7 protein-coding genes are annotated in these 12992 nt (G+C 60.0%); 1 reads left to right on the top strand and 6 read right to left on the bottom strand.

Annotation, left to right across the window (positions count from 1 at the left end; all coding sequences use genetic code 11):
* Window positions 1-4 precede the first annotated feature (4 nt).
* Genes WAW39_RS04820 through WAW39_RS04805 form a run of 4 tightly spaced genes read right to left on the bottom strand, consistent with a single transcriptional unit; the run spans window position 5 to window position 8182 of the window.
* Complete coding sequence (locus tag WAW39_RS04820; protein ID WP_422316334.1) at window positions 5-1429, bottom strand: DUF1501 domain-containing protein; 1425 nt, start codon at window positions 1427-1429, stop codon at window positions 5-7.
* Between the two features lie 49 nt (window positions 1430-1478).
* Complete coding sequence (locus WAW39_RS04815; protein WP_422316332.1) at window positions 1479-3764, bottom strand: c-type cytochrome domain-containing protein; 2286 nt, start codon at window positions 3762-3764, stop codon at window positions 1479-1481.
* Window positions 3764-5974, bottom strand: a complete 2211-nt coding sequence (locus WAW39_RS04810) for a PPC domain-containing protein (RefSeq protein WP_422316330.1) — start codon at window positions 5972-5974, stop codon at window positions 3764-3766. The genes WAW39_RS04815 and WAW39_RS04810 overlap by 1 nt, the downstream gene beginning before the upstream one ends.
* 3 nt (window positions 5975-5977) lie before the next feature.
* Window positions 5978-8182 carry a DUF1549 and DUF1553 domain-containing protein gene (locus WAW39_RS04805; RefSeq protein ID WP_422316328.1) on the bottom strand — a complete coding sequence of 735 codons (2205 nt, stop codon included), beginning with the start codon at window positions 8180-8182 and terminating at the stop codon, window positions 5978-5980.
* A gap of 75 nt (window positions 8183-8257) precedes the next feature.
* Here WAW39_RS04805 and WAW39_RS04800 point away from each other — a divergent pair, with 75 nt between their 5' ends.
* Window positions 8258-9526 (top strand): NPCBM/NEW2 domain-containing protein, encoded by a 1269-nt coding sequence (locus WAW39_RS04800; protein WP_422316326.1) that lies wholly within the window; start codon window positions 8258-8260, stop codon window positions 9524-9526.
* 162 nt (window positions 9527-9688) lie between these two features.
* Here WAW39_RS04800 and WAW39_RS04795 read toward each other — a convergent pair whose 3' ends face one another.
* Both WAW39_RS04795 and WAW39_RS04790 read right to left on the bottom strand, forming a co-directional pair.
* On the bottom strand, window positions 9689-12055 hold the full coding sequence (locus WAW39_RS04795; protein WP_422316324.1) for a neutral/alkaline non-lysosomal ceramidase N-terminal domain-containing protein: 2367 nt from the start codon (window positions 12053-12055) through the stop codon (window positions 9689-9691).
* 340 nt (window positions 12056-12395) lie between these two features.
* The gene (locus WAW39_RS04790; protein WP_422316322.1) at window positions 12396-12863 is read right to left on the bottom strand and encodes a DUF7684 family protein; all 468 of its coding nucleotides are present in this window, start codon (window positions 12861-12863) and stop codon (window positions 12396-12398) included.
* Window positions 12864-12992 lie beyond the last annotated feature (129 nt).

Raw genomic sequence — 12992 nt, 5'->3', positions numbered from 1 at the left:
AAACTCACGCCATCAGCTCTGGAATCGGTCGGCCGTGATCAACAATGGGCGTCGGGCGGCCATTAAAGTCATTGATCGTGACCTTGGAGGCATCAATGCCCAGATGGTGATAGATCGTCGCAAGAAAATCCCCCGCACTGCACGGCCGCTCGATCACGTCCTCGCCGCGTTTGTCCGTGGCACCGATGACCGCCCCCGTCTGGATGCCGCCACCGGCCCAGATGTTGGAAAAAGCCCGCGGCCAGTGGTCGCGGCCCGGCTGCAGCGTGCCCGCAGGTCCGCTGGCATCTCCCGCTCCCGTGCTGCGGTCAAACGTGATTTTCGGCGTGCGTCCAAACTCACCCGTGACGACCACGAGCACGCGTTTGTCGAGACCCCTTGCATAAATGTCCTCGATCAGCGCGGACACCGCCTGATCATAGTTTCCCATGCGGAATCGCAGCGCCTCAAAGATGTGGTGGTCCACCGCATGGTCGTCCCACACCTGTGTGCGACCGCACAGCGGACCATGCAGGCTGCTGGTGATGATCTCCACACCCGCCTCCACCAGACGCCGCGCGAGCAGCAGCTGCTGCCCCCAGCGATTCCGTCCATAGCGGTCCCGTGTGCGGGCGTCCTCTTGGCTCACATCAAAAGCATCGCGAGTCTGTGCATTCGTAAGCAGGGACATCGCCTGGGACTCAAATTGATCGAGCGCACCGAGTTCGCCCTCGCGATCAAACGCACGTTCCATCTTGTCGAGACTGCGACGCAGCGCGACGCGGTCGCTGAGCCGGCGCGTCTCCGCCTCATCCGGCAGGCCAATGTTCGGCACCTCAAAACTCGGGCGGTTCGGATCCTCGCTCACTGAGAACGGCGCATAGGATGCACCCAGATACGCTGGCCCACTGTAGGTCGCGTTGATCGGATTGACGCTGACATAGTTTGGCAGCGCCTGCGGGCGCTGCGGATCTTTGGACCGCAGGTAATGCGCCACGGACATCCAGTCCGGCAAACGCGGCACCGGTTTGTCGCGCGTATCGGGGTCACCCGAGAGCATTTGCAGCGTTCCCGCCGGATGCCCGCCCGCCGTTTGACTCATCGAGCGCAGCACCGTGAACTTGTCCGCAATCTTCGCCTGCAACGGCATCAACTCCGTGAAATGCACGCCCGGAATCTTGGTGGCAATCGTCTTGAACGGCCCACGGTACTCGCTGCTGGATTCCGGCTTCGGATCGTAGGTGTCGATGTGCGACTGCCCGCCCGGCAGCCAGACCATGATGATGGATTTACGCTCACTCTTCGGCAGCGCCGCGTTATCCGCACGCAGCTTGAGCAGGCTCGGCCAGCTCAGCGCTGCCATGCCGGTCAGACCAAACTGCATGAAAGCGCGGCGCTGCATGGGACCCGCACAGCGAACGGCAGAAGGAGGTTGGATGAGGGAGGACATGGGAAAAATTCACGAAATAAACAGCGGCTTTTTTCTCCCATCGAAGGAGCTACTTCGCCCCAAACACCACCAGCTCTTTTCCTGCGCCATCCCACACACGCAGGATGCTGTCTTCACCACCGCCGATGATGGCGCTGCCATTGGGCGCGCTCACGGCGGCCTGCATAAAGTCCGGCAGGTTGGCCATGGCACGGACTTCGGTGCCGTCATCGGTGACAATGCGAATGCGGTTGTCACCGGCCGAAGTGACGATTTGATTCGTGGCGCCGATGAACTGCAGCGAAGTGACCTCCTTGGTCCAGCCTTCGATCTTTCTCTTCCGCTCGCCGATGATCATATTCCAAGTCACCACCGTGCCCTCCGCACCCGCCGTGGCAAGCACACGGCCATCGCTGCGGAACGCAACACCCATGACGTGATGAGTGTGGCCTTCGAAAAGGTTCAACTGCTTGCCCGTGGCGATGTCGGTGACACGCGCGATCTTGTCAGCCCCACCGGAGGCCAGACGCTTTCCATCCGGCGAGTAATCAAGGCAGAGCACCGTATCAGCATGCTTTTCCTTCCAGGTCTGCGTGGCCTTGCCAGTTGCGACGTCAAAGAAAATGATGTCGCCGCTGCGTGACAGCTCACCGCCCCCTGTGGCGAGGGTTTTGCCATCGGGACTGAACCGCACCGCATTCACACGATCGGCAAAGAGTCCCTTCTGATCGATCTTGCGCTCCAATGCCCAGCGCGGTGAACTGCCTGCCGACTGTGTGACAGCCTTGGTGGCCACAAATGAACCATCGGGAGAGGAGGTGATGGTCGTGGTCGCGGCAGCACTGCCGGTGCTTTCTTCGATCGGCGTACCAGTGGCAGTTCCCCAGACGCGCAGGCTGCCATCATCGAACATCGAGGCCACACGCAGCGCATCGGCGGAGAATGATACGGCAATGGGTTTTGCGGTGGTCTTCGTCAGTGCCAGCTTCGCAGCAGCGAGATCGGCCGTGGCCTTGTCCTGCACAGTTTTCGCGGCAGCGATGGCGGCATTCGCAGCAGCAACGACCTTCGCATTGACGGCTTTGGAATCCGTGATGCGCTTCAAGTCATCCTCGGCGTCTTTCACATTGCTCTGCGTGGCGGAGACGGCCGCGAGCGCGGAAACCTCCGTCATTTTTGCGGTGATGAGCTTTTCTTGCGCGGCCTTGAGCTCCTTCTCAAGCGCAGCATCAGGTTTGCCGCCAGGCAATGCTTTGATTTTGGCGGCGGCTTCATCGACAGCTTTCTGTGCCGTCGTTTTCGCCTCGGTGGTCGGCGGCACGGCTTTCTGCTTCTCGGGCAGCACCTTGTTCATGGCCACAATGGCCTCCTTGGCTTTGCCCAGCAGAATATCCAGAGCCTTGTCCTGGGCCTCGATTCGGGTGATCTCACTTTTTTGAAATGCCTGCTCCAAGGTCTGCGCCGCGATGACCCAGTCCAGTTCCGCCATCTTCTTTGCCGCCGCCACACTGCCGCGCAGTTCGATGACAGGCTTCGCGGTCGCCGCATCCCACACACGCACGGAGCCATCCTCACATCCTGTGACCACCTGCTTGCCATCGGCAGACATCGCACTGCTCAGGACAGTGACTTTGCCTGCAGTGGCGATCTTCTTGATCAACTCGGCGCTCGCAGGAGCCGAGGACGCTTTCGCGGCACTCGCCGTTGGCTTGCCTTCTGCCAGTTTCCAAATCTTCACCTCACGAAAGCTGCCGCTCGCGAGGCGCGTGCCGTCCGGGCTGAATGAAAGCGACTGCACCAGCGCGCGGTGCGCTGCGCCATTTTTCTCCGCAGGGTCGCTGATCTGCGCGACGAACTGCCGCGTGGCCATGTCATAAACATAGATGTGGTTCGAACGCCCGCAGGCAACGTAACGCCCGTCCTTCGTCATCGCCACGCTGTAAATCGGATCAATGCTGGCGGAGAATGCCTGCAGCACCACCGCGCGCTCCACCATCACCGAACCCTTTGCACCCTGGTCAATCCACGCCTGTAGGGTGGCGATCTGCTCAGGGATGAGATTCACCGCGCCAGACTTGTTGTTCGGCGGCGGCATTTCCATGTCCTTCGTGTGCAGCGAGGCAGTGACGATCAGGCTCTCCGCGCCTTTCCCTGGAATGATCGCAGGACCGCTTTCGCCGCCTTTGATCATCAGTTCCGGTGTCTCCATGTTCAGATCTGCTTTCGTCGTCGTCTTGTTATGACACGAAATGCAGTTCGCTTTCAGGAACGGATAAACGTCCCGATAGTAGTCGAGATCGGCCGCCAGAGCTGCGGTCGAGGTGAACAGGAGAACGAGGAGGGAATGCGGCTTCATCACTTGCTGGCGGTGGTGGTTGCGGCGGGCTTCACCGAAACGCGAATCGGTTCAGAAATGAGAATTTCCACCGTGTCGGTGGGCGATGCCGCCGTGGTGATGGCCTTCATGCGGTTGGTGGCCGCAGTCATGGCGGCTTCCGCCTGCTTTTGCTTCTCTGCGGCCTTCTTCGCGGCTTCTGCATCCGTGGCGGCGAGTTTTTTGGCTTCGGCGGCCACCGTGGCGGCAAGCTGCTCGGCCTTTTTCTGCTCAGCCTCGGCCAGCGGCACCGCAGCAGGGTTGTAACGGTACTTGCAGATGCCCAGGCTCTGGAAAGCGAAGGTGTAATCTCCTGGCGCAATCTTCAACGCGGCAAGATCAATCACAGCCTCGTAGGTGGCTGCTTTGAGGGGAATGTCGAACTCCTTGATGGCGCTGAAGCCTTCGCCGTAGGCCTTCACCTTGATCGAGGTGCCGTTGAATTCATTGCGCCAGGTGAGCTTGAGCGGGATTTTCAGTGTCTCACCCACCTTCGCCTCGAAGACCTTGTTTTCAGCAGTGGCGATGGTCAGTGGTGCCTGCTCGGAATCACTCACGGAAACCGGAACGTCGGCCATGAGACGCGGCGCAGGAATCTCGCCCTTCGCATCTTTCACCGGCCATTCCATGCTCGCCACCCGCACCGGGCGCGTCACGACGGCCCCATTGACCGTGGCCTTGCCGGTGATTTTCGCGAGGGAGAAGCCGCGCTTCGCATCGCTTGAGGCAGTCAGAATCAGATGACCGCAGGGCTTGCCTTTCGCGATCTTCAATCCGGCGGCACTCACCCCAGGCGGCAGGTTTTCCATGCCGATCTCAATCTCGCCATCGAACCCATCGCGACGCTGCACCGCGACCTCAAAGGCGCGCGTCTCACCCGCACGCATAGCCATCGGCTTGGAAAGCGCAGCGCGGTCGCCGTTGCGCAGTGTCATGTGAACGGCCCAGGCGGCGAGGGAGAAATCCGGTGTGGCCTGACGCACGATGAGGCGATAAATGTTGTTCGCATCGCTGCGCGTACCTCCGAACAGATCGCGCACCTGCAGGCGATAAGTCCCGTCTTCCTTGACCACAAACTTACCGTTCACGTCGGGTGATCCGGCGTCGTATGGAGGGCCGTCGTACGAGTAGCCGTTGCTGGTGACCTTCATGGGCGGGGCAATGTCATAGAGCTCGGCCACATCGGTCAGCGTTTCTTTTCCACCCGTTGCTTTCACCTGCTGCACGAGCACAAAGGGGTCCGTGTTCAAACCCAGGCGCTCTGAGGCCACTTCGACCCACCATGTCTCGCCTTTCTTGGCGGTGAACTCGAAGGTATCGACATCCGCGGCTGGGAAAAAGGAACCCGCAATGTCGCAGGGCAGAGTGATCTTCTGCGCTTCAGAAGGTTTGTTGTTCGGCTCCGTTTCATTCGCCTTCGCAGTCGCGGCAAGACCGGCTGGCGGCCAGGACATCGCGCTGACCGTCTGCGTTTGTGGCTGCCGTGGCGCAGGTCCGGTGCCCGGCACTTCCTGCAAAGCGAGGCGGTAGAACAGGCGCTCGCCACCTTGATAGGTGAGGTCGCTCACCTTGATCAGGTAGGTGCCGTCAGCAGGTGGTGTGAAGTCGATCACGCCTCCGGTGCGGTTCACTTTCAAATCGCCGCCTTTGGCGTCCGCCAGGATCAGCACCGGCGTCAGTCGGGAGTCGATGCCCGTGGCGGCGCAATCCACTGCCACGCGTTTCCCCTTCACGCCTTGGAATGCATAAAAATCCACTGACCGCTTCGTCATCGTCGCATTGCAGATGGTGCCCAGGGGCAGCACCATCGCCGTCTCCACGGAATTGTTCGCCTTGGTGCGAATCACCTCCGGCAGTTTGTTCACCGAAAACGCCCGCGCCGCCGAGACGCCAAGTCGTGACATCACCCGCGCATCATAAACGCCCACCGGTGCATCCGCCGCAATGCTCACGGTGAACTTATTCTCCGTGCCTGCGACCGGCTTCGCGGTGATCTTTGGCGTCGAGAACATCAGCTCGCTGATGTTCTCCGTGTTCTCGCCGGTGATCGTGACCTCGACTGTCGTGCCCGCCTGGCCGCCCATGGGCATGACCGTGAGCAGACGTGGCAACGGCAGTGTGACCTGCTGGGCGAGGGCCGAAGCAGCCATCCATGTGAAGACGGCGAGTGTGAGTGTGGATTTCGCGAGCATAGATTAGTGATTGTACAAAAATTCCTTTGTGTTCAGCAGTGCCCAGAGCAGGTCTTCGTAGCCGTTGCGTTTGGCACGCTGGGAATCGAGCGGTTTCCCGGCAGCATCAGTGCGGGGCTTGACGACATAATTTTCACTGATTCGTACTTCATCGGCGGTGGGTTCGCGGGAGAAGGCGGCAAGGTAGAGTTCACGGATGCGCTTGGGCTCGGGCATCTCGGCCTTGCTCAAGGATTCAGCACGTCCGCCGCTGGCGGTGAGCTTGGCCTTCACGTCGGCGGCATTCATGAGATGCAGGCTTTGCGCCAGGCTGGCGGACGAAACGCGCTCGCACTCGCAGACGCTGGCCCCCTCAGGACGGCCGAAGACCTTGAGGAAAGGCGCGGCGCGGTTGTAGCTGTTGTCCGGCAGCGATATGGCGCGTGTACCGGCCGGAAGATCGGCGAAGTCGGTCTTGGAGCCGGTGACCATGTCGATGCTGTCGAGCATCACCTCGGCGGTCATCCGTCTTGGGTAGTAGTGGGAGTAGGCCTGCCGATCAACGGCATTGTACTGGTTCGGCGTGGAACTGAGCTGATATGCATGGCTCTGCGTGATGGTGCGCACGAGCGCTTTCAAATCGTAGCCGCTGTCCGTGAAGCTTTTGGCCAGCGCCTCGAAGAGATCGGGATTGGTCGGCGGATTCGTGTCGCGCAGATCATCCTCGGGTTCGACGAGGCCGCGCTTGAAGAAATGCTTCCAGTAGCGGTTCACGAGAGACTTGGCGAAGAAGGGATTGTCCTTCTTGCTCATCCAGTCGACCAGCGCGAGACGCGGATCATCATCGGGGGCAATGTCGAGCTCCGGCTCGCCGAGACCTGCGGGCTTCAGCATCACGCGAGTTTTACGATGCTCGGTCTGCGCGGTGCCGCGTTTGTGGAAAATGAGGTCTTCACCGGCAATGGCGGTCGGTTTGCGACCAATCTGGCTGAAGAAGGCGGCGAGGTGATAATACTCAGCCTGCGTCCAGCGCTCAAAGGGATGATGATGGCATTGCGCGCACTGCATGCGCACGCCGAGGAAAAGCTGTGCAACGTCTTCGAGCTGCGTCGTGGGCTCCTTCACGCGCTTGTACCAAGCTACTGGAGGATTTGAAACGATGGTGCCGGTGGAGGCGAGGATCTGACGCACGATCTGGTCGTACTTGGTGTTCGCCAGCAAGCTGTCGCGCATCCAGGCGTGGAAAGCGAAGTTCGAGGTGATGTCCGCCGCTTCCGAACGGGTGTTCTTGAGAAGCGAAGTCCATTTGTTGGCGAAGTAGTCCGCGTAGTCGGGGCTGTTCAGAAGGGTCTCGATGGCGCGGTCCCGCTTGTCAGGCGCCTGGCTCTCCAGGAAAGCCTTGGTCTCTTCCGCCGTAGGCAGGCGACCACCGATATCGAGGGAGATGCGGCGCAGAAAGGTCGAGTCATCGCAAATGGGTGAAGGGGGCACGCCGATCTGCTTCAGATTGGCAAACACATGCTGGTCGATGAAATTCTTTACCGGTGGAAGCGAGTCAACGGGCGCACCCAGTGGAATCGAGACGCTGCAGACGGAAACACGGCCGCCGAAGCGCACCATCACGGCCACGTTGCCGGGAATATCCAAGGTCTTCACCAATCCCTGCTCTCCTGCCTCGGCCATGGCGCGGTCATTGGCTTCAAAGAGCGCCAGTTTGGTCACATCCCGGCTGCGGCCATCCGAGTAGCGTGCGGTTACTTTGAGCTGCTGCGTGGTTTTAACTTTCATCGTCACGCGCGCAGGCTCCACCAAAATGCTGCTCAGCTTGGCCTCATCCTTTTGCGCATAGTTCATGCCTTCGGCAATCCAGCGCACGAGCATCTTGTAGTCTTCGGAGCCCGGTTCCAGCTTCTTCCCGCCCGTGTGCGGCACGATGGCTGCGCCCTTGGTGATCAGCAGACTTTCCTCAGGTGCCGGTGGAAACACACGCCGTCCCTTCCCCTGCTTCACGATGGCCTCGTAATCTTCTTCAGGCTCAAAACCGAGCACGCTCAGACGGAAGCCGCGCTGCCCTGTAATCGCCTTGGCATGGCACACGCCTGCATTGCATCCCGCCTTGGTGAGGATGGGTTGAATATCATTGACGAAGCTTAAGGGGCGCGACGATTCCGCCGCGAAACTCGTTCCGGCGAGCATCACGATCATCCATGCTTTAAGAGGTGCTTTCATTGTTATCACTTCAAACCTACGGTTTGGCGCACCCCTTTTTCGCATTGAGTAACTTTAGTATTAACTTCAATCACAATGAGACAGCTCGCATTTGCCGCTCTTTTGCCCCTTGCAACTCCCTCCTTGGTCTTGGGCTGGGATGAGCCGCATCATGCCATCACAAGAGCGGCGCTGGAGGTTTTGCCGGCGTGGCAAAAGGAGGTGCTGGGTGGTGAATTGACGCAACTTGGCGACAACTACTGCATGATTCCGGACCATGTGTTCTCGGACAAGGAAAACGCAAAGTATGCCAAGATGGAGTCAGTTCCCAATGAGGTGTATTTGAAAATCCTGCACCTGCCGACGCAGCAGCCGGAATATCTTGAAGCGATGCGTTACTTCATGGAGCAGGCGGTTGCATCTCTGCGCAACGGGAAGCCTGGCGATGCAGCGCGTTACATGGGCACGGTCTGCCATCAGATCGAAGATTATGGCAGCCCTTCGCACACGGTGCCCGGAGACAACATGTTTACGCTGCTGCAGCAGTTCCTGCCGCCGACGGATGCCATGAAGGGCCAGCTCATGCATGGACCGATTGAGAACGGGGACTTCAAGGTGAGCATTGCTGGGTACCAGCCGCGGCTGCTTGGCACCACGGTGGATGAAGCTGCATGGAGGCTCATGCACCGGGTGCATGATGAGATTCTCAATGCGCGCAGCACCACGGTGCCGATCATCCAGGCGCTGTACAAGGAGGACAAGGAAAGTGTCGTGAGGCATCAGCTGCGGGCGGCGACGATGGATGCGCAGGTGGTGGCGGATGCGGTTTATACCATCCTGTGCCTCGGGATGCAGAAGTTTGCAGCGGAAGAGCAGGCGGCGCTCAAGCAGGTGCAAATTGGCAGCTTCTTTCCGCTGGAGGCGACCAGTTGCTACTATCCGCAGTCGCAGTTTTTCAGTTCGCCGAACTGGGGGCATGCGCGGAGCGGGGTCATATTGGCGGGTGGAAACACGGACATGCCGCTCAAACTTTGTGTCGGATCCGGCAATCAGGAGTTCAAAAACGGGATCAGCGCGGGCATGGGGAAGGCGCTGACTTTTTTGCTGCCGAAAGATGTTTATTCGCGGTTCACGGTGCTGGCCGGATTGCATCCGGAATTGGGAGCCAAGGGGCGCGTTGAGTTTACGATCAGCGGGAATGGCAAGGTGCTGACGACGGTTATTCTGAATGGGACTGATCCGGCAAAGTTGCTGGAGTGTGATGTGACGGGGGTTAGGGAGCTTCAGCTTGCGCTCACTTCACGCGGTGTTGATTCCAAGAGCAACTATGCGATCTGGGCGGAGCCGACGTTGGTGAAGAAATGAGGAGCAGGAGGGCTCGCTGGAGGTTAAGAGGATGAGGAGACGTGCGGAGGCATGGGTGCTTGCGGAGTGCTGCGGACTGGAAGTCCGCGCTCCGGGGCGCTTTGGTCTGCGGCGCTCTATTCGCGATGATGGTTCTTAACTGAGTGCCATTCGCGCCTGAGATTATTTTAGCATTTGATCGAGCCACTGATATGCGGCTTTCCGTTCGGGGTCGGGGAAGTCGTGGGGGGCGTCGGGGGTGACTAGGGTGAGTTTGTTTTCGGCTTTGAGGAGGGTGTAGATTTCGGTGGCTTTGGTGAAGGCTTTGCGGACGCCGGTGATGTCGAAGTTGGTGTCGTGGATGGGGGAGTTGGAGAAGACGGCGCGGGGGGCGATGGCGGCGAGGATTTCGTAGAAGTCGAAGGGGATTTTGTCGGCGTTGTTTTCGTAGGCATCGCGGATGCGGGGCATGTAGCGGTCGCTGGTCCAGCCGGCGACTTTGCCGCCGTAGTAGTCGTGGAAGGGGGTGAAGCCGCAGCTGGTGACGACGGCTTTGATGCGGTCGTCGAAGACGGCGGTGAAGAGGGAGTTGTGGCCGCCGAGGGAGTGGCCGATGACGCCAATGCGGTCTTTGTTTACCTGAGGAAGGGTTTGCAGGAGATCGACGGCGCGCAGGTTGTTCCAGATGGCTTTCATGGAGCCGCTGGCGCGGTGTGCGCCCTGGGTTTTGAAGTCGTAGGGGTATTCGCCGAAGGAGGGATAGTCGGGGACGAGGCAGATGTAGCCGCGTTCGGCGAGTTCGTGGGCGTAGTGGAGGGAGGGTTTGCCGCCGAGGCCGACGGGTTCGTCTTTGCCGATCTGGGTGGTTTGATGGAGGCAGAGCATGGCGGGTGCTTTGCCGCTGGCAGGGAGTTCGTTTGGGATGAGGAGCCAGGCGGGGACGTGGTCGCCGAGTTCGGGGGTGTAGTGGATTTTGCGGCGGAGGTATTTCTCTCTTTTTTCTTCGGAGATGGTTTTGACGTTGAGAGGAGACCAGCGGGAGGTGTCGTGGAGGGAGCCCATGACTTGCTGCATGCTGGCTTTGATGTGGGTGACGCGTTCGGCCCAGTCGGCGGCGGTTTGGACGGGACGTTCGGCGCCTTTGGAGTCGCGGACGACGAGGAGGTTGGAGTGGTCGGGATAGGCGATGGCTGACGGGGCTTCAGCGGTTTTGATTTGGTCCGGGCGGGTGAGGAATTCTTTGGGGGTGACGGCATGCACGGCGGTCATGATGCGGTCTTCGACATCGGGGGCGAACTTGGTGGGGCGGTCGTAATAGACCATGGCACCGGCGCCTTCGTAGCCGCCTTCTTCGAGGACGCGGCGGGAGGGGACGTAGCAGGGGACGTCGTTGGAGTAGCCGTTGACCCACATGCGTGAGCGGTCGAACTCGCGTTTGATGCGGAGGGAGTAGTCGACGGTGATTTCGCCGGGGAGGAAGACCATGGCCATGTCGTTGCCGAAGCTCCAGCGCTGGACGAGGTAGGGCAGATGGGTGGGGAGTTTTTCGCCGCGATCGAGGCGGGCGAGATTCTTCTGCGCGTGGTAGGCGATGGCGGGTGTTTTGGAGGCGGCGAGGGTTTGCCATTCTTCGCGGGTTGGGAGAGTGTCGAAGGCGAGGTCGATTTGTTTTGATTGGCAGGCGAGCGGGCCGTTGAGGGGTTTGAGTTCGCTGGTGGCGATGCGCTTGGCTTCTGCGCCGAGGTCTTCGCCGTATTGTTTGACGAGTTCCATGGTGCGGCGGGGATTCGGATTTTGATCGGCACCACAGCCGAGGGCGGTGAGGGCGATGGCTCCGGGGAATTCGCGCTGGAGGGCTTCTTGAGCGACGCCGGCCCAGTCGCCGTGGATTTCATCGATGCCGATGGTGGTGCAGTGGCAGGCGTAGCTGGTGAAGATGGCGCGCACTTTGCCATCGGTGCCGGTGACACGAAGGACGGGGAGGTCGTGATCGATGGGCTTCAGGGGGAAGAGGCGACGGTTGGCGGCGAAGCCGACTTTGCCGATGCCCCAGGCGAGGGAGGAGGGCTTTCTATTTGCGAGAGCGGCGCGGGCGGCTTTTTCGATGTGGTCGGTGAGTTCGCGGGTGTAGCGCTCGATGGCGGGTAGGTGCTCGGCGGGGATGTCCATGCCGAAGAGATTGGGGAGCACGCCGATGAGCATGGGAGCGCAGTGGGTGTGGCTGGAGCAGAGGGCGAAGCGGGCGTCGGTGGCTTTGGTGTCTGCTTGGAGACGGCGCAGGACTTCGGTGCGGATGGAGGCGGGGACGCCGACGTTGTCGACGGTGACGAGGATGGCGGGGCCTTCGGCGTCGCTGCCGAGGGCGAGGGCTTTGGCGAAGATGTGCTGGGAGACGCCGGTGTTGGGGGCGCGGCGGCCGCCGTAGCCGCTGAGGCGGACAGGGTAGTCCGGGGTGATGTCCACGGAGGCGGCACCGGCGGGGATGAGGGGGGCTGCGGAGATGCCCGTGAGGGGGAGCAGGAGGAAAGCGAAGAAGAGGCGGAGGTGCATGGGCGTGTGGTGGAGCACTACGTGAGGGAATCACGGATTTAACACCGCAGAGGCTGGAACGCCGCAGAGAAGAGCTTTTGAATCAGCGCATGGGAGGGCTGGTTCCGTTTTACTTCTTGGTGGAGGGGGAGAATTTTTCCCGCAGATTCAGGGAAGCCGCTGATTAATTATTCCGGGAGATCGAGGGATACAGGCGGTGGATGACGGGCGTGGTGTTGCGGAGGCCTTGATTTTAGCAAAGGAATGGAGAGCCATGGAATGGGCGGAGGCAGGTGCTAATTATGTCTGTTTTTCCACCCTGCCCCGATTTGTTCACCCTTGGTTGATGGATAGTGAATGGTCATGCGGTCTGGATGAGGTAGGGGCGAACCGCCTCGGTGAACATGACCTCAGTCCGAACAAAACCGACCAAAATGGCAAGATAAGATAGGTGCTCGATGGTGTCATCCATCGGCCATGCTGTCACCGCAAAGAACTCAACGGCCTCTTCGAAACTCTCTGCACTGTGCCAAGTGCTCATGAATTCTGACATTGGTTCTGTGGTGCCGTCCCCAACGTAGCTCTGGTCAAAGATGTCGTGAACTCGCTCACAATCTGGCCCCCAAGTGCAGACGTAGGAGAGTCCAGCGGCCAGCAGATGGTCAGCCGCTTCGCTGATGATGTCCGTCGATATGCCCTTAGCATCTCCCGCGAGAAGAATAACAGAGTGCCTGCTCGGTGGAGTGACAGACCTCAACTCGTCATAGCTGCCGATGCGGTGAACGAAGACCGGAAATTGGCCGGAGTGAATGTGTCCGAGTTGCTCCATTCTAGACCGGTTCTCAAAAAGAATGTCATATTCCGGCTGTACATTTTAGAATTATGGTAATGAATAAGCGGTGGTGGCCCGCCCGTGCATCGAACTCAACCTGGACAACGCGACTGGAGATGAAGTGCG

Source organism: Prosthecobacter sp. (assembly GCF_049294395.1).
GTDB lineage: Bacteria > Verrucomicrobiota > Verrucomicrobiia > Verrucomicrobiales > Verrucomicrobiaceae > Prosthecobacter.
This window is presented reverse-complemented; position numbering and strand designations above follow the sequence as displayed.